This is a genomic window from Achromobacter sp. MFA1 R4, assembly GCF_900156745.1.
Lineage (GTDB): Bacteria > Pseudomonadota > Gammaproteobacteria > Burkholderiales > Burkholderiaceae_B > Achromobacter.
In genome coordinates, this window is the sequence record NZ_LT707065.1 from 4,016,561 (window position 1) to 4,041,869 (window position 25,309).

Genomic DNA, 25,309 nt, shown 5'->3' on the forward strand with positions numbered 1-25,309 from the left:
CGCACGCGGCGCCGCTCTCGCGCGCGCCGCGTGACGCAGTGAAATCGCCCGGTCTTCGGACCGGGCTTTTTTTCGCCTGCCGATTCGTCGATTCGGCGATCCGTTGATGCGTCGATGCGTTGATCCGTTGATCCGTCGATGCGTTGATGCGTCGTCGGCCGGGTGGATGAATCCATCCATGCGTACATGCCAGTCTGGCGGCGCCTCAAGCGCTCGGCCAACATGCCGCTCATGCGTGTCGCTTCCGATGCGCCTTTTGCTCGCGGTGAGGCATGGTACGAATCTTCTTCCTGGCGGCCGGGCTGTCCTGTCTCGGCGCATGCTCGTGGTCGGGCCCCGGCCCGGGCGCACCCTCCTGGCAGGCGGCCCGTCCGTCGGCGCAAGGCTTCCGCTTTGATTGGCAGCTATCCGGCGATCCCGCCGTCGCGCCCCTGCAGGTCTTCGACGATGGGCGCGAGACCTGGCTGCAGTTCCAGCCCGGCCAGCCGCTGCCGGCCATCTTTGGCGTCGGCGCCGACGGCGAACACGCCTTGCCGTACGTGCGGCGCGACCCCTACGTCGTGGTCGGTGGCGCGTGGAAAGGGCTGGCGTTTCGCGGCGGGCGGCTGACCGCCAGGGCGCTGCGCGCGACGTCCTTGGCTGCTGTTTCGGCGCAGGGTCCGCAGACCGGCGCCGCATTGCCGGCGCCTGTCGCTACCGACCCGACGCACCCGCGGACGGATCTGGCGGCGGCTGCCGCGCTTGCGGCAGAGTCGCCGGCCGCCGCGTACAAGGACGCCGCAGTCAAGGACGCCGCCGTCAACGAAGCCGCATCCAGGCGCGCGCCTGATGCCGCACAGGCATCCCTGTTTCGCGCGGCGCCGCCCGACGCCACGTTGCGGGCGGTGCTCGCGCGCTGGGCCGATGCGGCAGGCTGGACGTTCCAGCCCCAGCACTGGGCCGTGGACGTCGACATTCCACTGGCCGCCACCGCTGAATTCTCCGGCGACTTCAAGACTGCGGTGCGCGGACTGCTCGGCGCCACGGAACTGGCCGACCGGCCCCTGCAGCCCTGCTTCTACGGCAATCGCGTGCTGCGCGTCGTGCCGCTGGCACAGTCCTGCTCGCGCGCGGCAACGCCACAAGGAGCCGCGGCATGAGCCCGAGACTGCTAGCGTTCGCCACGTTGTCCGGCATGCTGGCCGGCTGCTCGGTCACCGGGCAGGTCTCGGACATGCATCGCAGCGCCAAAGGCCGGCATGCCGACGTCGCCGCACGCCATCAGGCGTATGCCGACGGCCTGTCCGATCGCCAGGCGCGCCTTGCCGCGCAGGAAGTATCGACGCCCTGGCTCGCGGGCAAGCCGCAACCGCTTGCCCGCGAGGTCGTGCTGCCCCCGGCGCTGCGCGAAAACGTGCAGACCACGCTGATGCTGGCCGACGACGCCGACCTGTCCACGCTCGCCCAGCGCCTGACCGCCGCCACGGGCATCGCGGTTCGGGTGCGTCCGGACGCGTTGCTGCCGCAGGATCAGTTCCTGCCGCGGCTTGCCATCAGCGGGTCGATCGCCCTGGCCGCGCCCGCGCGCATCGAGGTGCGCGCCGATCCCCAGCCGCTCGCTGATCTGCTCGACGCGCTGGCCGCGCGCTTTTCTGTTTATTGGCGCTACGAACACAATGCGCTCGAGTTCTACCGGACCGAAACGCGCGTCTTCGACCTGCGGGCCCTGACGCTGGCCAGCAAGGTCGACGTGCGCCTGGGCCGGTCGGGCAGCGCGGAAGGCGAGGGCTTCGAAAGCACCTCCAACACCACGCTGTCGGCGGGCGAGCACAACGCGCTGGCCATCCTGCGCGCGAACATCCTGCCGTTCCTCACCCGGTCCGGCGTGATCGCCGAGCCCGTCGAAGGCGCGGCCGCGCTGGTCGTCACCGATACGCCGGACGCGCTGGACCGCGTCGCGCGCTACCTCGAACGCGAAAACAAGGCGCTGACCCGGCGCGTTCGCCTCGTCTTCGAAGAAATCACGCTCATCGCCAATAGCGAAGCCTCGGCCGGCATCGACTGGAACGCCCTGTATGCGGCGGCCGGCGCCACGGCGCGGCTCGCCGTGCCCGGCACGCCCGCCACCGGCGCCGGGCTGTTGCAGGCGGCGGCCGGCACGGGGCCGTTCCAGGGCTCGCAGGCCATCGTATCGGCGCTCAGCGCCATGGGGGCGGTCGTGCGGCACAGCAAGATTCCGGTCCTCACCCTGAACCGCCGTCCGGTCACCCATGCGGTCAGGACCACGTTTTCCTACATCGATCGGGTGCAGAGCACCGCCGTCCCGGGCATGACGTCCGCGGGCGCGAACGGTTCGCTGCCCGCCGTATCCATCAGTCAGAAAGAGGAAACCGTCGGCTCGTTCCTGACGCTGGTGCCGGACGTCCAGGAAGACGGACAGATCCTCTTGTCGATCGCCTATGACAACGCGGTCGCGCAACCCCTGAAGACCATCACCTTCGGAGAAAACGCCAACCAGGTCCAGGTGCAGCAGATCACCATCGACGGCAGCGGCACCGTGCAGCAGATCGAGCTGCGCCCGGGGCAGCCCATGATCGTTGCGGGCTTTGATCGCAAGCAGGACCAGCATGATCGCCAACGGCTCGCGCCCGGCATGCCGCTGCTTGCCGGCGGCATGGACAGCGCCGCCTCCGAGCGCCTGACGACCCTGGTCCTGGTAACGGCCCAGGTCGAGGAAGGGTACTGAACGTGAACCGCGCTCCCCATTTCCTGCTGATCGAATGCCCAGGCTCGGAGCGGATGCTGGCGTTCGGCCTGCGCTGGTTCGCGCTGATCGGCTCCAACGTCCCCCGGCTGGCGCGGTCACGCGGGCGTCGCTTGCGGGCAACGCATTACGTGGTGGGCGGGTCCCCCGCGATGGTGGCCGGTTATGGGCGCGCGCGTCCGGGCCTGCGCCGGGGCCGCCGCGCGCAGGGCGGGGACGCGGCGCCTTTGCAGTCGGCCGCGCAGCTGTTTGCCTTGCTGTACCCGCAGGGCGGCCATAGCCTGGTCCGCCTGCCGGATGGGCGGCATTGGCTGGTGGCCGCGCAGGGCGGCGCGGTCCTGTCGCAGACGGACCGGGTGTTCGGTTCGTTCGACGACGCGCAGCAGGAACGGCGCGCGTTGATCGCGCAACGTCCTTCCTTGCAGGAGCACCCCGCCGACCAGGTCTGGACCGCGCTGGTGCAGGCTGTGGAACCGGGCGCGGCGTTGACGGCGTTGCCCACGCGCTGGGCCGAACTGCCCGTCGCGTTGCGTCTCTTTCTTGCCTGCCTCGGGTTGGCCGCCGGGGCGCCCTTGGTGTGGAACGGCACCGTCAAGCCGCTCTGGCGCAAAGAGGCCGTCCGGCCCGAGCCGGTTCAGGTCCGGGACCCGGTGGTCGATGCGTACCACGCCATGCTTCGCGGTACGACCCTGCATCCGGCCGCGGGCCTCATGCGCCTGCTGGCCGGGGTGGCCGCGCTGCCCGTGCAGGTGCAGGGCTGGGCCTTGCGCCGCGCCCAGTGCGAAGCCGGACCCCAGCATTGGCACTGCACCGCCGTGTACGCCAGGGCCCATCCGCTCGCCACCAATGACGGTCTTTACGCCTTGCGCCCCGCCGGTTGGCAGGTGTCGTTCAAACCGCTCGAGGAAGCCACGCTGGCGTGGCAAGTGGCGTCGGCCCCGATCCGGCTGGCCGATATGACGCTGCCTACCGCTTTGCAGGTCGACACGCGGGTGGCCGGCGGGCTGCAAGGGCTGCGGCCGGCATTCGCTTCCGTGACGTTGTCGCCGTCCACGCCGCTCGTGCCCCGGATGCCGAGCGTGCCGGCGGCGGGGCGCGCCTCTGCCGCGCAAGCCGGCGCAGCGGCGCCGGACATGCCCGCGATCCGGCGCCGCAGCCTCGTGCTGCACGGGCCCTTGCGCTCCATGGCGCTGATGCCCGGCCCCGTCTCCGCGGTCCGCTGGTCGCGCCTCGTGGTGGACGTGCAGCCGCAGGCGCGGCCGAGTCTGGCGGCCAGCGCGCTCGTCGCCGAATTGCAGGGAGATCTCTATGAAATGGACTAAACATCGCTTCGATCGCCGCCGCGTCGTCGGACGGACATTCTTCGGTCTCGTCATCGGGCTGACGTTGACCGCCACGGCAGCCTCGCCGGCACCATCGCAGGCCGGGTCGGCCGCGGCAACGGACCTGCAGCCCTGGCCGGAAGCCGAAACCGTGCGCACGCTGCTGCGCGCGGATGCCGCCGCCGCGCTGGCGGCTTGCCGCGTGCCGGGCATCTGCGCCGCGGGCGACGGAGCCGACATGGCGTCCGAGCCGCCCGCGCCCGCGCGCTTGCGCGACGACATCCGGGTGGCCGCGATATTCGGCACGGCGCGCAGCCTTAACGTCGACATTGTCGTCAACGGGTCGCTGCTGCGTTACCGGGCGGGGCGCGCCGATCCCGTGGCGGGAAGCGCCGCGTTGGAGCCGTATCGGCTGCTGGCCATCGATGGCGCCTGCGTGCGCCTGCATCGAGACGGCCGCGACCAGACTGCATGCCTGGAAGCGCGAGGCCCGCGGCCATGACGAACCAAACCCTGCTTCCCGCCGGGGCGGGCGAGCGCGTCCCCGAACTGCACACGCCTGAAGACGTCGCGAGCCTGGATCCGGCATTCGTCCGCGCGCTGGGCCGCCAGTTCGACCTGGCCTCGCTTGCCGGCCGGCTGTGCCCGGTCCTGCTCGAAGGCGGCGAGGCCGCGATCTTCGCCGTGAAGGAATACACCGTGGGCGACCAGATCGACGAGGTCGAACGCATGGTCAGGGCGGCGGGGTACCGCCTGGCGCAGCCCGCGCGCTACATGCTACCCGCGCCGCTCCTGCTGATGATCGCGCGCGGCCAGTTCGTGCCGTCGGGACCGGGGCGCCTGGCCCGCGCCAATCAGGCCGAGCGCGCCTCGGCGCTGGCGGCCTTGTTTCTCGACATCGTCCGCTGGGGCGTCATGCAGGGCGCCAGCGATGTCCACATCAACGTCGACCAACGGCGCGACACGGGAGAAATCCGCTACACCATTCACGGCGAATATGTCGGCACCGATCGGTTCGCCGGCCTGTCCAGCGCCACCTTGCTCGAAGTCCTGGCCGTGGCATGGATGGACGTGCGCGGCGGAAACGGCGCCGTGTTCGATCCGGCGGTCGAGCAACAGGGACGCATCTCGCTGGACGTCGACTCGGCGCCCATCGTCTTGCGCTGGGCCTCGCTGGCCGCTGATGCGGGACCCTCGGTGTGCCTGCGCATCCTGCGCCTGGACGCCACCGTCAATGGCGACCTGCAGGCGCTGGGCTACCTGCCGGGGCAAGCCGAAACCCTCTTGCGGGCGCGCGAGCGCGAGGGCGGGGCGATCGTGCTGGCGGGCGTGGTCGGCTCCGGCAAGTCCACCACCATCGCCGCATTGATGCGCGGCATCGCACCGACGCGCAAGGTCATCACGCTTGAAGACCCGGTGGAATACCACATCGGCAATGCGCTGCAGAACACGCTGTCGGGGGCGCTCGCGGATTCGGCCTGGCCCACGCTGGACGCCAAGCTCAAGACTATCAAGCGGTCCGCCATGAATGACCTGCTGATCGGCGAAATCCGCGACATCCAGACCGGCCGCGCCTTCATGGACCTCGCCAGTTCGGGCGTCAGCCTGTATGCGACGACGCACGCCGCTTCGGCCGCGATGATCCCCGAGCGGCTGGCTTCCGATGCGATCGGCGTCTCGCGCGAATTACTTGCGTCGCCCGGCATCCTGAAGCTGCTCGTCTACCAGACCCTGCTGCCAAGGCTTTGCGAGGGCTGCGCCTTGCCGGTCGACAGCCTGTGGTCTCGCGGCGCCGCGCTGCAGGCGGGCGGCTGGGACTGGCGCGGCTGGGTGCATGGCCTGCAAGCGGCTTTCGGCCTGGACGCCAATGCGCTCAAGGTCCGCAACGCGGCCGGCTGTTCCTATTGCCGGCGCCCTCACATGCCGGAACTCAATGGCACGTCGGGCCGCTGCGTCGCCGCCGAGATGATCGAACCCGAGCGGGCGCAGGGCTTTCTGGACCTGGTGCGACGGCGCGACAACCTGGGGCTGAAGCAGCAATTTCAGCAGGCAACGGGCACGGCCTGGCGCGACGCCGCCGCGCACGGCGTGCGGGCGCTCGATTGCGCCGTGTACCGGGTCAGTCTCGGCGAAATCGATCCCCGCACGCTGTTGCGCAGATTCGAACTGCCCGTCGCGCCACGCATCGGTGCCTCATTGAGCCATGCGGATATCCATGCGGCGGCGCCCGTGGGGGGGCGCCATGCCTGACCTCACGCCACGTGCTTCCCCCTGGTTGCCGCGTTTCGGCGGCCAGCATCGCCTGCGCTGGGATGCGCTGCGCTTTCGCGCGCAGCGTGCCGACTACTACGACTACCTCGCCGACGTCGTCGAAGGCACGCAGGGGCGCAAGAGCCTGCGCGACATTTTCGAGGACGACGCGCGCCGCTACGGGCCTGACACGGTGCGCGGCCGTCTCTGCCAGCACTGGGCGGTCGCCTATCTCGACGCTGGCGGCTATCTGGGTGTGGCGTGGTCGGAAACGCTGCCGCACAACGAATGCCAGTTGCTGAGCTGCGTACAGGAAGAGGGCGGCGACCTGGCCGCGGCATTGCGGGATCTGGCCCGCGCCGTCAGGCTCGCGTCCGAGGCCTGGGGGGCATTGGTGTCGGCGGCCGCCACCGGCGTGGTCGCGGCCATCGTGGCCTTCGCCTTGCTGTGCGCCATCCCGTTCTTCAGCGTTCCCCGGCTGCAGCAGGTTTTCCAGGTCGTACCTGCCGAAGACTACGCGCCGCTGACCCGTGCGCTCTTCGCGCTGGCCAGCGGACTGAAGCAATGGCTCGCGCTATGGGTTGTCCTGATCTTCGGCGCCGTCTTGCTGGTCCTGTGGTCGCTGGCCAATCTCACGGGCGATTGCCGTGCCGTGCTCGAACGCTGGCTGCTCTGGCGGCTGTACCGCGATTTTCAGGCGATCCGCTTCCTGTCGTTGCTTGCGGTGCTCATCAGGCAGCACGGCGCGGCCGACACACGGTTGCGCCGCGCGCTGGCGGTGCAGGGGCGGGACGCGCCGCCGTGGCTGCACGCCCATCTGCAGGCCATGCTGAGCCGCATCGACGCCGGCGCCAGCGGCGCCGACATATTCGGCACCGGGCTGCTGGATCCCGAAACCTGGTGGTACATGGCCGACATGATGGACGCATTGGGCGTGGAGCCCGGCCTGGCTCGCGTGCGCCTGCGCGTCGAGTCGCGGCTCCTGGCGCGGGTGCGGCGACAGGCGCTCGTGTTGCGCTGGTCATTGCTGATCTCGTCGCTCGCCACGGTGCTGGGCATCACGCTCTGGCATTACGCGGTGATAGACCAGCTACGCCAGGCATTGACGAATTTCTATGCCAGCCAGTAGGGCATCACGGGTTGGCGACAACGGCGCGGCTCGCGCTGCGCGCTTTATTCAAAGAGGGTAGTCATGAAAGAAATCGGGAAGTCTCGATTCGGCGCCGCGCGCCAGCAAGGGTTTTCGTTGATGGAAGTGTCCATCGTCACCGCCATCGTCCTGCTCATCGCCATCGTCGGCATCCCCGCCATCGGCGGTTACGTCATCGAGAACAAGGTGCCCAAAGTCGGCGAAGAACTGCAACGATTCATCGCCAGCATGAAGATCAATGCGCAGGGCGGCGGCGTGACGCCCTATATCGGTCTCGATACCGGCGCCCTGGCCAACGCGCTGCGCGATTCGACGGTGCTTGCCGTGCAGGGAACGGGTGCGGCGGCCAGCGTGGCGCACGGCCTGGGAGGCAGTGGAACCGGCGGCAGCGGCACCGTCGAGGTCGAGCCCGCGGCCGTCGATGGCGCGGGCATGGGCTCCGCGTTCACGCTCACCCTCACCAGCGTCAGCCATGCGGCATGCCCGGCACTGGCTTCCGTGCTGCAGCGGGTGTCGGAAATCATCTCCATCACCGGGAGCAGCGGCGCCAAGGTCGTCAAGGACTCGATCGCCCAGCCCGCCACGCCTTATCGCGCCGCGCAGGCCCAGGCGCAGTGCAGCCAGGGCGACGTGAACACATTCGTGTTTACCGCAAGATGAGCGCGCCCCTGCGCAGCCCCGGCGTCCCGGGGCGCGACTGGTGCCGGGCCGGCAGCCGCGCGCGCCAGCCGGGCTTTTCCCTGGTCGGGATGGTCGTGGCCCTGGCCATCACCACCGCAGTCGCCATTTGGGCCTCCAACGAAGTCGTCCACGTCATCGAGGCGTCCGCGGCGCGATCCACGGGCGTATGGATGACCCAGATTCGACTGGCGGTGGCCGGCGTGCTGTCGCGGCATGCCGACGCACTGTCCAAGGGCGAGGCGCCTACGGACGACCAGGGCCGGCCGTTGTTCGGCGACGCCTTGCGGCCCACCCTGGCCGAACTGCGCGGCCAGGGTCATCTGCCTGCCGATTTCCCCGACCAGTCGGCCCTGGGTTTCGGCGCCGATATCCGGATCTGGCGCGGTCCGACGTGTCCGGGCGAGCCGTGTCGCCTGGACGGCGTCGTCTATGCCGACAAGCCTTTGCTGAAAAAGGGGACGCAAGTTCCAGACCCTCTTGCCATGGCCGCCGTCATCGAGGCGGCGGGGGGCTACGGCGGGGCGGTGTGGCCGCAAGCGCCCGCGCAGATCCGGGGCGCCGCGTACAGTTTTCCCAATCCCCCGGCCGCCGGGGCGCCCACCTACGCACCCGGCACCTTGGCCTTGTGGGCGGGGGCGGGCAGCGGACAGCCCGATCTGAGCGGCTACGTCAAGCTGCGCGACACCCGCGACCCGGACCTGCAAGGCAAGCTGTCCGTGGCGGGCGATCTCAATGCGGGCGGCCACGTCACCGTGGGCGCGCGGGAGGTCCCCGGACATGCCTGCGGCGCGCAACCGGGGGCGCTGGCCACGTCCGCCGTCGGCCAACTGCTCTCCTGCGAGTCGGGCGCCTGGATGCAGGCGAGCGGGGGCTTCGGCGGCGCCTTCAGCATCAATTACCCCTTGGGCTGCTTTCATTACACCGGCGTCTCCACGGCCAATCCCCGCACGGGCCAATGCTCGTGCCCCGAAGGCTACGCAGGCGTCATTGTGTCGGCGGGCGGCAAATGGACGGAAACCGAAGGCTGGACCACCGGCTATGTCTGCGTCCGCTAAGCCCGCCCCAACCCGTTCCCGCGGTTTCCCGCCAACCCTCTATAATTGGCGATTCGCCCTAAATTCTGCTTCATCCACGATGAAATCCTCCGAGATTCGCCAGCAGTTCCTGCAATTCTTCAAGTCCAAGGGACACACCATCGTCCCTTCGTCGTCGCTCGTCCCCGGCAACGACCCGACCCTGCTCTTCACCAATTCGGGCATGGTCCAGTTCAAGGACGTCTTCACGGGCAAGGAATCGCGGTCGTATACGCGTGCAACCTCGTCGCAGCGCAGCGTGCGCGCCGGGGGCAAGCACAATGACCTGGAGAACGTGGGCTATACCGCCCGCCACCATACGTTCTTCGAAATGCTGGGCAATTTCAGCTTTGGCGACTACTTCAAGCGCGACGCCATCCAGTACGCATGGGAGCTGCTGACGCAGGTCTACAAGTTGCCGGCGGAAAAGCTCTGGGTCACGGTCTACCAGGAAGACGACGAGGCCTATGACATCTGGGCCAAGGAAGTCGGCGTGCCGACCGAGCGCATCATCCGCATCGGCGACAACAAGGGCGCGCGCTACGCCTCCGACAACTTCTGGCAGATGGCGGACACCGGCCCCTGCGGTCCGTGCTCGGAAATCTTCTTTGACCACGGCCCCGAGATCTGGGGCGGCCCTCCGGGATCCCCCGAAGAAGACGGCGACCGCTACATCGAAATCTGGAACCTCGTGTTCATGCAGTTCGAACGCGATGCCGCGGGCAACATGCCGCGACTGCCGCGTCCCTGTGTCGATACCGGCATGGGTCTCGAACGCATCGCCGCCGTGCTGCAGGGCGTGCATTCCAACTACGAAATCGACCTCTTCCAGCACCTCATTGCGGCCGCCGCGCGCGAAACCGGCATCAAGGATCTGGAAGACAACTCGCTCAAGGTCATCGCCGACCACATCCGCGCCTGCTCGTTCCTCATCGTCGACGGCGTGATTCCCAGCAACGAAGGCCGGGGCTACGTGCTGCGCCGCATCGTCCGCCGCGCCCTGCGCCACGGCTACAAGCTGGGCCAGACCAAGCCTTTCTTCCATCGCCTGGTGCCGGATCTCGTCGCCGAAATGGGCGAGGCCTATCCGGAGCTGGCCGCCGCGGCCGAGCGCGTGGCCCAGGTGCTCAAGCAGGAAGAAGAGCGCTTCGGCGAAACCCTCGAACACGGCATGCGCATCCTGGACTCCGCCCTGGCCAACGTGCCCAAGGGCGGCGTGCTGGACGGCACCACGCTGTTCACGCTTTACGACACCTATGGCTTCCCGGTCGACCTCACCGCCGACATCTGCCGCGAACGTGAAGTCGAGGTCGACATGGCCGGCTTCGAAGTCGCCATGGAGCGCCAGCGCGACCAGGCCCGAGCCGCCGGCAAGTTCAAGATGGCCGAAGGCCTCAGCTACGAAGGCGCCGAGACGCGCTTCGAAGGCTACGAAAAACTTGAACTGGACAACGTCAAGGTCACGGCCCTGTACGTGGATGGCACGCAGGTCCAGCAAGTGAAGGCCGGCCAGAGCGCGGTCGTCGTGCTGGACGCCACCCCGTTCTACGCGGAGTCCGGCGGCCAGGTGGGCGACACCGGTCTGCTGCAAGCCGATGGCGTGCGTTTTGCCGTCGCCGACACCCTGAAAATCCAGGCTGGCGTGTCCGGCCACCATGGCGTGCTGGAATCCGGATCGCTGTCGGTCGGCGATACGCTGCTGGCGCGCGTGGACGCCGTGCGCCGCGCCCGCACGGTGCGCAACCACTCGGCCACGCACCTCATGCACAAGGCCCTGCGCCAGGTGCTGGGCGCGCACGTGCAACAGCGCGGCTCGCTCGTCGATCCCGACAAGACCCGTTTCGACTTTGCGCAGGACGCACCGCTGACGGCCGAGCAGATCGCTCGCGTCGAAGCCATCGTCAACGCCGAAGTCCTGGCCAACCAGCCCACCGTTGCCCAGGTCATGGGCTATGACGACGCGGTCAAGGGCGGCGCCATGGCGCTGTTCGGCGAAAAATACGGCGATACGGTCCGCGTCCTCGATATCGGCTTTTCGCGTGAACTCTGCGGCGGCACGCACGTCAGCCGCACCGGCGACATCGGCCTGTTCAAGATCGTCTCCGAAGGCGGCGTGGCGGCGGGCGTACGTCGCATCGAAGCCATCACCGGCGATAACGCGCTCGCATGGGTGCAGAACCAGAACGCCTTGCTGACCCAGGTCGCCGGCATGCTGCGCACCACGCCCGCCGATCTGCCCGCGCGCATCGCGCAGGTGCAGGATCAGGTCAAGACGCTCGAAAAGGAACTGGAGCAATCGCGCAACAAGCTCGCTGCCAGCGCCGGCAACGATCTGGCGTCCAGCGCCGCTGTCGACGTCAAGGGCATCAAGGTCCTGGCGGCCAGCATCGGCGACGTCGATCCCAAGGCGCTGCGCGGCATGGTCGACAACCTGAAAGACCGCCTGAAACCCGCTGTCGTGCTGCTGGCCACCGGTTCTGCCGATGGCAAGATCAGTGTCGTGGGTGGCGTCACGGCCGACCTGACCGACCGCATCAAGGCCGGTGATCTGGTGGGCTTTGTCGCCGGCCAGGTGGGCGGCAAGGGTGGCGGCCGTCCCGACATGGCCATGGGCGGCGGCACGGACATCGCCGCGCTCCCCGCGGCCATCGCCGGGGTGCAGAAGTGGGTGGACGAGCGCCTCTGATGAGCGACGTCGATTCCAGCCTCGATGCCGGCGCCCAGGCGCCGGCCTTCGAGCAAGAGGTCGATGCCAGCGGCCTGACCTGTCCCTTGCCCATTCTGCGGGCAAAGAAGGCGCTTGCGCAGATGGAAAGCGGACAGGTGGTGCGCGTCATCACCACCGACCGCAATGCCCTCCGCGATTTCCAGGCCTTTGCCCGCCAGACCGGCAACACGCTGGTCGCGCAGCAAGAGGCCGAGGGGCGCTGCGTGCATTTCCTGCGCCGACGCTAGTCCGCCGACCTCCCGCGCCCAAACGTCAAGGCCCGCTCATCGCGGGCCTTGTTTCATGCCGCGCCGTCTATCTGTGGATGGCCGCGGCGACCGCCTGGGTGACCGTGAAGTCCACCAGATCGCCTTCCTTGAGCTGCTGAAGCTTCTCGCGCAGGGCCGGGTCTCGGACCTGGATGGTGCGCCTGCCGCCCTGGGGCCCCTTCAATATGACCAGATTCGCGCTGCGATTGATATGCCAGATCTCGGCCGTGATCGTGGTCTGCCGGCCGATGGCGCCGCCCGGCATCGCGCCCTTGGCCGCGCGGGTGGCCGCGGTCTCGGTCACGACCTCCGGCGCGCCGGAGCCCGCCGGGCGCACGTCCACCGCCACGGACTCGTAATAGTCCAGCGTCAATGTGTCCCCCGGCTTGATTTGCTGGAAGTTGCGAATGTCCGGCCCTGCAACGATTTCCACGGTGTTCCCATCGGCGCCCCGCAGCGTGATCGTCCGGCTGGCCGGGTCCACCGCCGTGACCTGGCCCGAGGCCGTGGTCAGTGCGGCGCCGATCACCCGCGCGGATGTGCCAGTGGGCAACGCAAGTGATCCCGCCAGCAGTCCAGCCACAGCCAGGCGCGCGACGGGAGCGAAGACTGATTTTTGGTTCTTCATGGTGTGCACACTCCAGTGAAAGGTAGTTCGTGGGGGGGAAGTGGGGCAAAAAGCAGGGACGTGGCCGCATGGTCCGATAAGTCCGGACGCCGGGCAGGGAGGCGGGGAGGGGGAGAAAGCGGTCGCTGGACGGCGACCAGCAAAGACGTGGCGTAGAGTTTTGCGCGGGTCGACATGAATCCGATCGCTCCAATCAGATTGCTCTTCAGACGCAACAACTGCTCAAACGCATTAAAACGGGCTGTTTGCAGGCACAAGCAGCGCGGGGAGGCTACACTTCGGGCTGCGGCGGGCCTGGGGCCTTGTTTTGTAGAATACCCGGATGTGGTGTTTTAGGATATAAATCGCGCCGCATCGCAGAATTCAGCACTCCCATTTGCCAGCAGGCTTTAATCAGTGCTAGAATTTCCCGTTTTTCACAACTAATTCAAGGGATTACCTATGGTGGTGATTCGCCTGGCCCGCGGTGGGTCCAAGAAGCGTCCGTTCTACAACCTGGTGGCCACCGATTCGCGTAACCGTCGCGATGGCCGTTTTATCGAGCGCGTGGGTTTTTACAACCCCGTGGCTAGCGAAGGCACGGAAAACCTGCGCATTGCGCTGGATCGCGTGCAGTACTGGACCGGCACCGGCGCGCAACTGTCGCCCGCCGTCGAGCGTCTGGTCAAGGAATACTCGGCCAAGGTTTCCGCTGCGGCCTGATTGCCCGCGTCGCGTATTTTTGGCTGATACTCTTGGCTGATGCTGATACGCGAACTGCTGGTTTTTCCACGCTGAAAGCTACACGCTTGAAAGCTACCATTCATAGCTGATTCATAGCTATCTAAGCCCGATAAAGAGCACGATACATGCCTGATGCCGCAACCTCCAACGCGGCGCCCACGGATTTGGTCGAGCTTGGCCGCATCACTGCAGCCTACGGTGTGAAAGGCTGGGTTAAAGTGCAGCCGCATTCGGCCAACGCCGAAGTGCTGCTCTCAGCGTCTCAATGGTGGTTGACTCGCCCTGTGCCTGAATTGGCGCGGGGCGCTGTCGCGTCTGCACCTGTCGCATTCAAGGTCCTGCAAGCCCGTTCGCAGGGCGCCACCGTGGTGGCGCAACTGCAGGGCATCACGGATCGCGACCAGGCCGAGGCGCTGCGCGGGCATACCGTGCAGGCGCCGCGCGGGTCATTTCCCGCGCCCGAGGAAGACGAATACTACTGGGTCGATCTCATCGGTTGCGCGCTGTATTCCAGCGCCAACGGCGAACCCGCGCTGATAGGCGTGGTAAGCGAGGTCCTCGACAACGGCGCGCATGCCGTGTTGAAGGTCCAGCTCCAGAAGGCTGGGGACCAAGGTCCCGAGACCCTGTTGGACGCCAAAGGCCGGCCCGCCGAAATGCTCGTTCCGTTCGTACGCGCGCACATCCACGCCGTCGATCTGGCTGCCCGCCGCATCGACAGCGATTGGCCCGCGGATTTCTGATGCGTATCGACGTCGTTACGCTGTTCCCCGAGATGTTCGGGGTGGTGCGCGACCTCGGCGTCACCGGCCGGGCCCATGCCCAGGGCCGGTGGCAGTTGCGCACCTGGAATCCGCGCGATTTCACCCACGACGTGCATCGCACCGTGGACGACCGCCCCTACGGCGGGGGGCCTGGCATGGTCATGATGGCCGGTCCCCTGGAGGCCGCCGTCAGTGCGGCTCAGCGATCCCGCGCCGAGCAAGGCCTAAGTCCCGCGCCGGTCGCGCTGCTGGCCCCCGTGGGCCGGCGCTATGACCAGGCGGGCGCTGAAGCCCTGGCCGCCAGCGATGGCCTCATCCTCATCTGCGGCCGCTACGAAGGCGTCGACCAGCGGTTCATCGATCGCTGCGTCACCCATGAAATCTCCCTGGGCGACTTCGTGCTGTCCGGCGGAGAGATCGCCGCACTCGCGGTGATCGATGCCGCCGTGCGCCTCTTGCCCGGCGTGCTCAATGATGGCGATTCCGCCCTGCAGGATTCGTTCAACGACACCTTGTCCGGTCTGCTGGACAGCCCGCACTACACGCGCCCGGAAGTCTATGAGGGCGAGCCGGTGCCGGCTCCCTTGTTGAGCGGGCATCATGCCAATATCGCGCGTTGGCGCCGTGAGCGCTCGCTGGCGTTGACCGCGGCGCGACGGCCCGAGCTCATCGATGCAGCCCGAGCCAAGGGCTGGCTGAACAAGCTGGACGAGCGTTTCCTGGCCGAGCTGGCCGGGTCGCCGCTTCCTGCCGATACGACGCCTTCCCGCCGCCGCCGGCCGCGCAAGGCGTCAGGCGCCGACACCGCGCCTTCCACGGCCGGCGCTTCCAAGCCGACCGACGCCGCCTGACGTCTCCGCCGGCCGTTTCCCCCTGATGTTTCCGCAGGGGTCTCCGCCCCGCCTGTCCGCCATCTGCCGCTCGTCGCCGTCACGCGGCTGCGCCCGCGATGCGCGGGACGCCGGTCTGCGCGGCAAGCAAAACAAAAGCCCCGGAACGTGTCCGGGGCTTCTGGGTTGCTGCGAGCGAAGCGGAGATCAGTCCCCCAGCTTGGCGCGCTGCTCCTGCACCTTCTGCAGGGTCTCGCCAAACTGCGCCATGCGCGCCTTCTCCTGTTCGACCACGGCCGCGGGAGCGCGTTCGACGAAGCTGGCGTTGGACAGCTTGCCCTGGGCCTTGGCGATCTCGCCGGTCAGGCGCGCGATTTCCTTGTCCAGGCGCACACGCTCGGCCGCCACGTCGACTTCAACGTGCAGCATCAGGCGGCTGGAACCCACGACCTGCACGGGGGCGCCGGCGTCGGGCAGGGCGTCCAGCACCTCAACCTGGCTCAGCTTGGCCAGCGCGGCCAGGTACGGCGCGTTGCGGGTCAGCATGGGTGCGTCGCCCTGGGCGCACAGCGGCACCTTCTGGGCGGGCGACAGGTTCATCTCGCCGCGCAGCGCACGGACGGCCTCGACCTGCGCCTTCAGTTCGGCCACCGCGGCCTCGGCGGCCGCGTCCACGGCTTGCGGGTTGGCCTTCGGATAGGGCTGCACGCTGACGCTGTCGGCGACGCCTTCCTTGCGCTTGCCCGCCACGACGGACACCTTCTGCCACAGCTCTTCCGTGATGAACGGAATGATCGGATGGGCCAGGCGCAGCACGCATTCCAGCACGCGGATCAGCGTGCGGCGCGTGCCGAGTTGCTGGGCCGGCGTGCCGGTCTGGATCTGCACCTTGGCCAGTTCCAGGTACCAGTCGCAGTACTCGTCCCACACGTAGCGGTAGAGCGCGTTGGCGATGTTGTCGAAGCGGTAGTCGGCAAAACCGCGCGCCACGTCGGCTTCCAGGGTCTGCATCTGGCTGACGATCCAGCGGTCGACGAAGGACAGCTCGCCGGCGTCCGCCACCGTCAGGTCGTGGCCTTCGGTGTTCATCAGCACGAAGCGCGTGGCGTTCCACAGCTTGTTGCAGAAGTTGCGGTAGCCCTCGCAACGCTTGAGGTCGAAATTGATGTTGCGGCCCAGCGTGGCGTAGGCGGCCATCGTGAAGCGCAGCGCGTCGGTGCCGTAGGCGGGGATGCCGTCCGGATACTGGCGGCGTGTCGCTTTTTCGATCGCGCCGGCCTGCTTGGGGTTCATCAGGCCGTAGGTGCGCTTGGCCACCAGGCCGTCCAGGTCGATGCCGTCGATCAGGTCCACCGGGTCCAGCGTGTTGCCCTTGGATTTGCTCATCTTCTGGCCGTCGGCGTCGCGGATCAAACCGTGCACATAGACGTGCTTGAACGGAATCTGGCCGGTCATGTGCGTGGTCAGCATGACCATGCGCGCCACCCAGAAGAAGATGATGTCAAAGCCCGTGACCAGGACGCTGGAAGGCAGATAGCGCTGCAGGTCCGGCGTGTTTTCCGGCCAGCCCAGCGTGGTGAAGGGCACCAGGCCCGACGAGAACCAGGTGTCCAGCACGTCCGGATCGCGCGTGAGCGGGCCCGACACGCCGGCGGCGCGGGCCTGTTCGATGGCTTCGGCTTCGTCGTGGGCGACGAACACCTGGCCGTCTTCCGAATACCACGCCGGAATCTGGTGGCCCCACCAGAGTTGGCGCGAAATGCACCAATCCTGGATGTTGTTGAGCCACTGGTTGTAGATGGTGGTCCAGTTCTCGGGGTAGAACTGGATGCGGCCGTCGGCCACGACTTCCAGCGCGACCTCGGTGATGCTCTTGCCGGGATTCAGCGTGCCTTCCGGCGCGGGCTTGCTCATGGCCACGAACCACTGATCGGTCAGCATGGGCTCCAGCACGACGCCGGTGCGGTCGCCCTTGGGCTGCATCATCTTGTGCGGCTCGACCTTGACCAGATAGCCTTCGGCTTCCAGTTGCGCAACAACGGCCTTGCGCGCCTCGTAGCGTTCCATGCCCTGGAACTGCTTTGGGCCGTTCTCGTTGATGTGCGCGTCCAGCGTGAAGATCACGATCAGCGGCAGATCGTGGCGCATCGCGCAGGCGTAGTCGTTGAAATCATGCGCGCCGGTGATCTTCACGCAGCCCGTGCCGAAGGCCGGGTCGACAAAATCGTCGGCGATGATGGGAATGTTGCGGTCGCACAGCGGCAGTTCGACTTCCTTGCCGACCAGGTGCTTGTAACGGGGATCGTCGGGGTGGACGCACAGGGCGCCGTCGGCCAGCATGGTCTCGGGGCGGGTGGTGGCGATAGTCATGCCGCGCAGCGTGACCGTCTGACCGTCCTTGTCGACGATGGTTTGCGGGCCATCGACAAAGGGGTAGAGGATGTGCCACATGTGGCCATCGGTCTCTTCGGACTGGACTTCCAGGTCGGAAACGGCCGTCAGCAGCTTGGGGTCCCAGTTGACCAGGCGCTTGCCGCGGTAGATCAGTCCCTGTTTATGCAGGCGGACAAAGGTTTCCACCACGCCGCGCGACATGCGCTCGTCCATGGTGAAGTACTCGCGCGGCCAGTCGGCTGACGCGCCCAGGCGGCGCACCTGCTCGGTGATGGCGCTGCCGGATTTTTCCTTCCATTCCCACACTTTCTCGACGAACTTTTCGCGGCCCAGGTCGTGGCGCGAAACCTTTTGCGCGTCGAGCTGTCTTTCAACGACGATCTGCGTGGCGATGCCGGCGTGGTCGGTGCCCGGGATGAACACGGTGTCGTCGCCGGACATGCGGTGGTAGCGGATCAGCCCGTCCATGATGGTCTGGTTGAACGCGTGGCCCATGTGCAGCGTGCCGGTCACGTTGGGCGGCGGGAACTGGATGACGTAGGGCTGGCTTTCCGTCCCCGTTTCTACGTGCTGGCCGCCGGCGAAGTAGCCGCGCTTGTCCCACTCGGCATACCAGCGGGATTCCAGTTCGGAGGGTTCGAAGCTCTTGGAGAGTTCCGGGGTTTCGCCGGCGATGGGCGCGGCGTTCGGGGGAGCAGCTTGAGTCATTACTAAGTTCCGGCAGACAGGGGCGCCCGGATAGGACGCGGGCAGCAAACCGCTCATTTTAAGATGTAATGCGGTCTTCTCAGCGTGTTAGAATACCGGGTTACTGTAAACCTTTTAGAAGTCCCTGAATTCATTGAGGATTCCTTCGGAAATGCGCGCAGAATCGTCCAGATTCACCCGCATCCGGAATCCCGCAGGCAATCCGGGACGCCTCCGACAGGTCGGCAGTGTCGAATCCTGTCCTGGTAGGTGGAACAGAGCGGCCCGAGGCACCCATTCGTTTCGGATCGCCTGCGCGCCAAGGGCGCGACACGCTCGTAGACGGCACCGAACGGTGGCATCGAAGGGCGGCATCGCCAAGCGCAGAGCCCCGCCAGGCAATTAACTAGAAACCCGTCAGAAATCAGTTTTCGGAGTCTTTTATGTCCATCCAACGCACCCTCTCGATCATCAAGCCCGACGCCGTCGCCAAGAACGTGATCGGCCAGATCGTCGGCCGTTTCGAGCAAGCCGGCCTGAAGGTCATCGCCGCCCGCCTGGCCCAGCTGTCGCGCGCCGACGCCGAGCGTTTCTACGCCGTGCACAAGGAACGCCCCTTCTTCAAGGACCTGGTCGACTTCATGATCTCGGGCCCCGTGTTCGTGCAAGTCCTGGAAGGCGAAGACGCCATCCAGAAGAACCGCGACCTGATGGGCGCCACCGACCCCAAGAAGGCCGCCCCGGGCACCATCCGCGCCGACTTCGCCGACAGCATCGACGCCAACGCCGTCCACGGCTCGGATGCCCCGGAAACGGCTGCCGTCGAAGTGGCTTTCTTCTTCCCCGAAATCAACATCCACAGCCGTTGATTTTTGGCTTGAGTTGTTGAGATCGCTTCAGCTTCAGTCCAGGCCTCGGCGTCAGTCTTTGTCTTGGCTCTGGCTTTAGCTCTAGCTTCTGTTTTGGTTTTACCTGGTTATGGAATCCGTCGAACGAATCAATCTGCTGGGGCTGGACAGCTCCGCCCTGTCCGAACTGGTCGGACAGTGGGGCGGCAAGCCGTTTCGTGCCCGCCAGTTGCAGCGCTGGATGCACCAGCGCGGCGCCGATTCGTTCGACGCCATGACCGACCTGGCCCGCGAATTCCGCGGCCAACTGGCCGCGCACTGCCGCATTGAGGCGCTGCCCGTCAACATCGAGCAGCGCTCGACCGACGGCACCCGCAAGTGGCTGTTCGACGTGGGGCAGGGCAATGCCATCGAAACCGTCTTCATTCCCGAAGACGACCGCGGCACGCTGTGCATTTCCAGCCAGGCTGGCTGCGTGGTGAACTGCCGCTTCTGCTCGACCGGGCACCAGGGCTTCAACCGCAACCTGAAGACCAGCGAGATCATCGGCCAGTTGTGGTGGGCCAAGCGCGTGCTCGAAGCCGATATCGGCACCGCCCGCCTGGAAGGCGCCCGCGCCACCGAAGACACCCGCGTCATCAGCAACGTCGTCATGATGGGCATGGGCGAACCCCTGCTCAACTACGACCAGGTCCTGCCGGCCCTGCGTCTCATGCTTGACGACAACGCCTATGGCCTGTCGCGCCGCCGCGTCACGGTGTCCACCTCCGGCGTGGTCCCCATGATGGACCGCCTGTCGCAGGACTGTCCCGTGGCGCTGGCCGTATCGCTGCACGCGCCCAACGACGCGCTGCGCGACGAACTGGTGCCGCTGAACAAGAAGTACCCGCTGAAGGAGTTGCTGGCCGCTTGCGAACGCTACCTGGCGTTCGCCCCGCGCGACTTCATCACATTTGAATACTGCATGCTGGACGGCATCAACGACACCGACCAGCACGCCAAGGAACTGATCCACATTGCACGCCAGGTGCGCTGCAAGCTCAACCTGATCCCGTTCAACCCCTTCCCCGCGTCCGGCCTGAAGCGCTCGAGCTCGGCGCGGGTGAAAGTGTTTGCCCAGCGTCTCATGGACGCCGGCATCATCACGACGGTCCGCAAGACCCGGGGCGACGACATCGATGCGGCTTGCGGCCAACTGGCCGGAGAGGTGCGCGACCGCACTCGGATCACCGAGCGCAACGCCGCACAGCGCCAGACCATACCAATCAGACAGGTGCACGCATGACGCAGGATATCGCTTCTGCAGTTTCCGAACCGTCCGCCGGCGCCTCGGGCAGCGTGGGCGCCGCATTGCGCGGCTTGCGCCAGTCCAAGGGCTGGTCGCTCGACGAAGTGTCCAGCCGCATCAAGTTTTCCACCAAGCAGATCGAAGCCCTTGAAAACGAGCAGTGGGACAACCTGCCCACCGGCGTTTCCTTGCGCGGCCTGGTCCGCAACTACGCGCGCCTGCTGGGCGCCGATGCGCAGGCCATCGTCGATTCGCTCGATCCCAAGGCCCGCGCCACCGGCCCGGCCAAGCTGAGCCCGAGTTCTCTGCACTCGGCGCATTCCATTCCGCAATCCAGCGCCGACGACGACCGCTCGTCCACGACGTCCTGGGGATGGCTCATCGCCATCGTGCTGGTGCTGGCCGCTGGCGTGGCGTATGCCTTCTGGCAAGGCTGGTTGCCGCAGCACTGGCTGCCGGCCGACTGGCTGCCCAAACCGACCAAGTAACCCGGTTCCACCCGATGCAAGATTCTTCTCTGCCTTGCCAGGATGCGCCGCCTCCCCCGGTGGGGGCTGCGGCGCGCCGCGCCACGCGCTCCGTCGCGGTGAAGTGGGGCGATCGCGTCGTCACCGTGGGCGGCGACGCCCCGGTCGTGGTCCAGTCCATGACCAACACCGACACCGCGGACGCCATCGCCACCGCCATCCAGGTCAAAGAGTTGGCCCAGGCCGGCTCCGAACTGGTGCGCATCACGGTGAACACGCCCGAGGCGGCCCGCGAAGTCGTCGCCATCCGTGAACAGCTCGACCGCATGGGCGTGAACGTGCCGCTGGTAGGGGACTTCCACTACAACGGCCACAAGCTGCTGACGCAATTCCCGGAGTGCGCCCAGGCGCTGTCCAAGTACCGCATCAACCCCGGCAACATGGGCGGCGGCAAACGCCGCGACGATAACTTCGCGCAAATGATCGAAGTCGCCTGCCGCTATGACAAGCCGGTGCGCATCGGCGTCAACTGGGGCAGCCTCGATCACGAACTCATGGCGCGCAAGATGGACGAAAACAGCCGTCGCGCCCAGCCGTGGGAAGCGCAAGCCGTCATGCGCGACGCGCTGGTCGTGTCGGCCATCAGCAATGCCCAGCGCGCCGAAGAACTCGGCCTGCGGCGCGACGCCATCATCCTGTCGTGCAAGGTCAGCCACGTCCAGGACCTGATCGCCGTCTATCGCGACCTGTCCGCCCGCTGCGACTACCCGCTCCATCTGGGCCTGACCGAAGCCGGCATGGGCAGCAAGGGCATCGTGGCTTCCACGGCCGCGCTGGCCGTGCTGCTGCAGCAGGGCATCGGCGACACCATCCGCATTTCGCTCACGCCCGAACCGGGCGGCGAGCGCAGCCGCGAAGCCATCGTCGCGCAGGAAATCCTGCAGACCATGGGCCTGCGCGCCTTCACGCCCATGGTCGTCGCCTGCCCGGGTTGCGGCCGCACCAGCAGCACGTTCTTCCAGGAATTGGCCGACAGCATTCAGTCGTTCCTGCGCCGGCAGATGCCCGTGTGGCGCACGCAGTACCCCGGCGTCGAGAGCATGAACGTCGCGGTGATGGGCTGTGTGGTCAATGGGCCGGGCGAAAGCCGTCACGCCGACATCGGCATCAGCCTGCCGGGCACCGGCGAAGTGCCGGCCGCGCCGGTATTCGTCGACGGCGAGCGGACGGTCACGCTCAAGGGCGACCATATCGCCGAAGAGTTCCAGGCCATCGTTGAAGAATACGTTGCGCGCCGCTATGGCGCGCTCGCCTCTCACTAAAGTAAGGGTGTAGCCGCTGGCGCGCTTCCCGGCGCGCGGCGCGGCATGATCAAGATGACTCAAGCTTTCCAGAAAGTCGCCGCGATACGCGGCATGAATGACCTGCTTCCGGGGGCGAGCGCCCGCTGGGAGCAATTCGAGGAAATCGTGCGCGGCTGGCTGCGCGGCTATGGCTATCGCAACGTGCGTACGCCCGTGCTTGAGCATACGCGCCTGTTCGCGCGCGGCATCGGTGAAGTCACCGACATCGTCGAAAAAGAAATGTACACGTTCACCGACGCCCTCAACGGCGAGTCGCTGACCATGCGCCCCGAGATGACCGCGGGCATCGTGCGCGCCTCCATCGAGCACAACCTGCTCTACGACCGCCCGCAGCGCGTCTACTCCATCGGCCCCGTGTTCCGCCACGAGCGCCCGCAGCGCGGCCGCTACCGCCAGTTCCACCAGATCGACGTCGAAGCGCTTGGCTTTGCCGGTCCCGACGTGGACGCGGAACTCATCGTCATGCTGGCCCGTCTCTGGAAACTGCTGGGCCTGAAGGACGTGCGCCTCGAACTGAATTCGCTGGGCCAGCCCGCCGAGCGCGCCGCGCATCGCGCCGCCCTGATCCAGCATCTGGAAAAGCACCGCGACGTCCTCGACGAAGACGGCCAGCGCCGCATGTACAGCAACCCGCTGCGCGTGCTGGACACGAAGAATCCCGCCATGCAGGAGATGGCCGACAGCGCGCCGCGCCTGTTCGACTTCCTGGGCGAAGAATCCCGCGCGCACTTCGAAGGCGTGTGCCAGCGCCTGACCGACGCCGGCATCGAGTACCGCCTGAATCCGCGTCTGGTTCGCGGCCTGGACTACTACAACCTCACCGTGTTCGAGTGGGTCACGGATCGCCTCGGCTCGCAGGGCACGGTCTGCGGCGGCGGCCGCTACGACGGCCTGGTCGAACTGCTGGGCGGCAAGCCGGCGCCCGCCGTGGGCTTTGCCATCGGCATGGAACGCCTGCTCGACCTGTGGGAACAGAGCGTCGACATCGCCGCGCCCGCCGAGTGCGATGTCTACGTCGTGCACCAGGGCGAAGAGGCGCAGCGCCTGGCCGCGCGCGTCGGCGAAGACCTGCGCGACGCGGCTCTGTCGGTCATCGTGCATGCCGGATCGGCGGGCTTCAAGTCGCAATTCAAGCGCGCGGACGCCAGCGGCGCCCGCGTTGCGGTTATTCTTGGCGCCGACGAAGTGGCTACGCAGACCGCCAGCGTCAAGTTCCTGCGCGCGCAGGAACAGGGCGAGGCGGCCCAGCAGCAGGTGCCGCTGGCGAAGCTGGCCGACGCATTGAACAACAAGGGTTAAGGCATGGCATACGATCTGGAAGAACAGGAAAAACTCGACGCGATCAAGGCGTGGTGGGCCCGCTACGGGACGCTCGTGCTCACGCTGGTGACGGTCGTGCTCCTGGCCTGGGGCGGCTGGTGGGGCTGGAAGGCGTATGAATCGCACCGCGCCAACCAGGCCATGGGTTACTTCGAAGCCCTCGAAGACGCGGCCCGCCTGGGTGGCGCCGATTCCGCGGTGCGCATCAAGACTGCCGCCGCGACGCTGCGCGAAAAATATCCGAACACCGGCTATGCCGCCCGCGGCGCCCTCGTGGCGGCCCAGGCGCTGCAGGCCCAGAAAGATGACGCCGGCGCGCGCGAACAACTCGAATGGCTGGCTGGCCAGAACAAGAATCCGTCCATGCAGGCCGTGGCGCGCCTGCGCCTGGCGGGCATGATGCTGGACCAGAAGCAATACGATGCCGCCCTGGCGCAGTTGAACAACCCGCCGGCAGCCTTTGCCGCCTTGTTCGCCGACCGCCGTGGCGATGTCCTGGCTGCGCAAGGCAAGCGTGACGAGGCCCGCGCGGCATGGCAGAGCGCCATCGATGGCCTGGGCCAGGCCAATCCCCTGACCCAGGTTGTGCAACTGAAACTGGATGCCTTGAGCGGAGCGTGACTGTAATGCGTAAATTTGCACCTGGCCGCACGTGGCGCGGCGCCGTTTTGCTGGCCAGCCTGCTGGCCCTGGGCGGTTGCGGCATGTTTTCCCATGACGACGGCCGCTACGACCCCGCTCCCCTGACCGAATACAAGGCCGGCATGTCCGTGCGCCAGGTCTGGTCCACGTCGATCGGCAGCGGCTCGGGCCTGGGTTTCGCGCCCACCGTGCTCGGGGACGCCATCTACGCCGCCACGCCTGACGGCTCCGTGGGCAAGTTCGATCTGCAGAGCGGCCGCGTCATCTGGAAGGCTGACGTCGACGGCAAGTTGTCCGCCGGCGCCGGCAGCGACGGCACCACCACCGCCGTGGCCTCGCCCAATGGCGACGTCATCGCTTTCGACGACACGGGCAAGGTCAAGTGGAAGGTCCGCGCCACCAGCGACGTCAGCATTCCCCCGGTCGTCGGCTATGGCATCGTCGTCGTGCGTAGCGGCGACTATCGCATCCAGGCATTCGACGCCAACAGCGGCGAACGCGTCTGGAGCGTGCAGCGCCCCGGTCCCTCGCTCGCCTTGCGCAGCGTGTCGCAGATGGTGCTGGCCGAAGGCCTGGTCATCACCGGCCTGCCCGGCGGCAAGCTCATGGCCATCGCTTCCAACAGCGGCAACGTCCAATGGGAAGGCACCGTGGCCACCCCCCGCGGCGCCAGCGACCTGGAGCGGCTGACCGACGTGGTCGGCGCCCCGCGCATCGCCGGCAACCTGCTGTGCGCGGTCGCCTATCAGGGACGCATTGTTTGCTTCGACGTCACCGCCGGCGGCCGTCCGCTCTGGGCGAAGGACTTCTCCAGCGTCAGCGGCCTTACGCTGGACGACCGATTTGCCTATTCCGCCGACCAGAACAGTGTGGTGAACGCATTTGCGCTGGATAATGGGGGCAATCTCTGGAAACAGGCCGCCCTGAAGAACCGCCAGCTCACCGCACCGGCTATGCTGGGGGGAGCGCTGGCCGTGGGCGATCTGGACGGATACATGCACTTCCTGTCGCGCAGTGACGGCAGCCTGATGGCGCGCCTGTCCGTGGGCGGAGGCGCCATCGTTTCGCCGCCGCAAACGACCCCCCAAGGCGTGCTGGTCCAGACGGGCAATGGCAATCTCGTCATGATCGGCACCAACTGAAACCCATAAAGCAAAAC

22 protein-coding genes are annotated in these 25,309 nt (G+C 67.1%); 20 read left to right on the plus strand and 2 right to left on the minus strand.

From position 1 onward, the window contains the following. Positions 1 to 272: 272 nt before the first annotated feature. The 10 genes from BXA00_RS18305 (at position 273) to BXA00_RS18350 (ending at position 12,174) form a co-directional block, all read left to right on the plus strand. Positions 273 to 1,139 carry a TcpQ domain-containing protein gene (locus tag BXA00_RS18305; protein ID WP_076519894.1) on the plus strand — a complete coding sequence of 289 codons (867 nt, stop codon included), beginning with the start codon at positions 273 to 275 and terminating at the stop codon, positions 1,137 to 1,139. Continuing rightward, positions 1,136 to 2,725 carry a hypothetical protein gene (locus BXA00_RS18310; RefSeq protein ID WP_076519895.1) on the plus strand — a complete coding sequence of 530 codons (1,590 nt, stop codon included), beginning with the start codon at positions 1,136 to 1,138 and terminating at the stop codon, positions 2,723 to 2,725. Before BXA00_RS18305 ends, BXA00_RS18310 begins: the two co-directional genes overlap by 4 nt. Before the next feature lie 2 nt (positions 2,726 to 2,727). Further along, entirely contained in the window at positions 2,728 to 4,065 is a 1,338-nt protein-coding gene (locus tag BXA00_RS18315; RefSeq protein ID WP_231952104.1) for a hypothetical protein, read from the plus strand. Continuing rightward, a complete protein-coding gene (locus BXA00_RS18320) occupies positions 4,052 to 4,567 on the plus strand; it encodes a hypothetical protein (protein ID WP_076519896.1) in 516 nt (171 codons plus the stop codon). Before BXA00_RS18315 ends, BXA00_RS18320 begins: the two co-directional genes overlap by 14 nt. Beyond that, on the plus strand, positions 4,564 to 6,315 hold the full coding sequence (locus BXA00_RS18325) for an ATPase, T2SS/T4P/T4SS family (protein WP_076519897.1): 1,752 nt from the start codon (positions 4,564 to 4,566) through the stop codon (positions 6,313 to 6,315). Before BXA00_RS18320 ends, BXA00_RS18325 begins: the two co-directional genes overlap by 4 nt. Further along, positions 6,308 to 7,444, plus strand: a complete 1,137-nt coding sequence (locus tag BXA00_RS18330; protein ID WP_076522000.1) for a general secretion pathway protein — start codon at positions 6,308 to 6,310, stop codon at positions 7,442 to 7,444. Before BXA00_RS18325 ends, BXA00_RS18330 begins: the two co-directional genes overlap by 8 nt. Positions 7,445 to 7,507: 63 nt before the next feature. Then, the gene (locus tag BXA00_RS18335; protein WP_076519898.1) at positions 7,508 to 8,125 is read left to right on the plus strand and encodes a type 4 pilus major pilin; all 618 of its coding nucleotides are present in this window, start codon (positions 7,508 to 7,510) and stop codon (positions 8,123 to 8,125) included. Then, positions 8,122 to 9,201, plus strand: coding sequence for a prepilin (locus tag BXA00_RS18340; protein ID WP_083714283.1), 1,080 nt, complete (start codon positions 8,122 to 8,124; stop codon positions 9,199 to 9,201). The genes BXA00_RS18335 and BXA00_RS18340 overlap by 4 nt, the downstream gene beginning before the upstream one ends. A 79-nt stretch (positions 9,202 to 9,280) precedes the next feature. After that, positions 9,281 to 11,905: an alanine--tRNA ligase gene (gene alaS, locus BXA00_RS18345; RefSeq protein WP_076519899.1), complete on the plus strand. Its 2,625-nt coding sequence runs from the start codon at positions 9,281 to 9,283 to the stop codon at positions 11,903 to 11,905. Continuing rightward, entirely contained in the window at positions 11,905 to 12,174 is a 270-nt protein-coding gene (locus BXA00_RS18350) for a sulfurtransferase TusA family protein (protein ID WP_076519900.1), read from the plus strand. Before alaS ends, BXA00_RS18350 begins: the two co-directional genes overlap by 1 nt. A 67-nt stretch (positions 12,175 to 12,241) precedes the next feature. Here the strand turns inward: BXA00_RS18350 and BXA00_RS18355 are convergent, their stop codons facing one another. Then, positions 12,242 to 12,823, minus strand: coding sequence for a hypothetical protein (locus BXA00_RS18355; RefSeq protein WP_076519901.1), 582 nt, complete (start codon positions 12,821 to 12,823; stop codon positions 12,242 to 12,244). A 441-nt stretch (positions 12,824 to 13,264) separates the two neighbouring features. On the opposite strand from BXA00_RS18355, the gene rpsP reads away from it, so the two are divergent. The 3 genes from rpsP to trmD all read left to right on the plus strand — a co-directional run bounded on the left by rpsP (position 13,265) and on the right by trmD (position 15,161). Beyond that, positions 13,265 to 13,525 (plus strand): 30S ribosomal protein S16, encoded by a 261-nt coding sequence (rpsP, locus tag BXA00_RS18360; RefSeq protein WP_008165084.1) that lies wholly within the window; start codon positions 13,265 to 13,267, stop codon positions 13,523 to 13,525. A 146-nt stretch (positions 13,526 to 13,671) separates the two neighbouring features. After that, positions 13,672 to 14,289, plus strand: coding sequence for a ribosome maturation factor RimM (rimM, locus tag BXA00_RS18365; RefSeq protein WP_076519902.1), 618 nt, complete (start codon positions 13,672 to 13,674; stop codon positions 14,287 to 14,289). Further along, on the plus strand, positions 14,289 to 15,161 hold the full coding sequence (trmD, locus tag BXA00_RS18370) for a tRNA (guanosine(37)-N1)-methyltransferase TrmD (RefSeq protein WP_076519903.1): 873 nt from the start codon (positions 14,289 to 14,291) through the stop codon (positions 15,159 to 15,161). The genes rimM and trmD overlap by 1 nt, the downstream gene beginning before the upstream one ends. A 186-nt stretch (positions 15,162 to 15,347) precedes the next feature. On the opposite strand, the gene BXA00_RS18375 is transcribed toward trmD, so the two are convergent. Beyond that, positions 15,348 to 18,242, minus strand: coding sequence for a valine--tRNA ligase (locus BXA00_RS18375; protein ID WP_076519904.1), 2,895 nt, complete (start codon positions 18,240 to 18,242; stop codon positions 15,348 to 15,350). 422 nt (positions 18,243 to 18,664) lie between these two features. Between BXA00_RS18375 and ndk the strand changes: the two genes are divergently transcribed. The 7 genes from ndk to bamB all read left to right on the plus strand — a co-directional run bounded on the left by ndk (position 18,665) and on the right by bamB (position 25,292). Continuing rightward, a complete protein-coding gene (ndk, locus tag BXA00_RS18380) occupies positions 18,665 to 19,090 on the plus strand; it encodes a nucleoside-diphosphate kinase (RefSeq protein WP_076519905.1) in 426 nt (141 codons plus the stop codon). A gap of 109 nt (positions 19,091 to 19,199) precedes the next feature. Next, the gene (rlmN, locus tag BXA00_RS18385) at positions 19,200 to 20,354 is read left to right on the plus strand and encodes a 23S rRNA (adenine(2503)-C(2))-methyltransferase RlmN (RefSeq protein WP_076519906.1); all 1,155 of its coding nucleotides are present in this window, start codon (positions 19,200 to 19,202) and stop codon (positions 20,352 to 20,354) included. Further along, positions 20,351 to 20,845 (plus strand): RodZ family helix-turn-helix domain-containing protein, encoded by a 495-nt coding sequence (locus BXA00_RS18390; protein ID WP_076519907.1) that lies wholly within the window; start codon positions 20,351 to 20,353, stop codon positions 20,843 to 20,845. Before rlmN ends, BXA00_RS18390 begins: the two co-directional genes overlap by 4 nt. 14 nt (positions 20,846 to 20,859) lie before the next feature. Next, positions 20,860 to 22,146, plus strand: a complete 1,287-nt coding sequence (gene ispG, locus BXA00_RS18395; protein WP_056315698.1) for a flavodoxin-dependent (E)-4-hydroxy-3-methylbut-2-enyl-diphosphate synthase — start codon at positions 20,860 to 20,862, stop codon at positions 22,144 to 22,146. A gap of 54 nt (positions 22,147 to 22,200) precedes the next feature. After that, positions 22,201 to 23,487, plus strand: coding sequence for a histidine--tRNA ligase (hisS, locus tag BXA00_RS18400; RefSeq protein ID WP_156902824.1), 1,287 nt, complete (start codon positions 22,201 to 22,203; stop codon positions 23,485 to 23,487). Positions 23,488 to 23,490: 3 nt separating this feature from the next. Further along, a complete protein-coding gene (locus BXA00_RS18405; RefSeq protein WP_076519909.1) occupies positions 23,491 to 24,129 on the plus strand; it encodes a tetratricopeptide repeat protein in 639 nt (212 codons plus the stop codon). A gap of 5 nt (positions 24,130 to 24,134) precedes the next feature. Next, positions 24,135 to 25,292: an outer membrane protein assembly factor BamB gene (gene bamB, locus BXA00_RS18410; protein WP_076519910.1), complete on the plus strand. Its 1,158-nt coding sequence runs from the start codon at positions 24,135 to 24,137 to the stop codon at positions 25,290 to 25,292. Positions 25,293 to 25,309 lie beyond the last annotated feature (17 nt).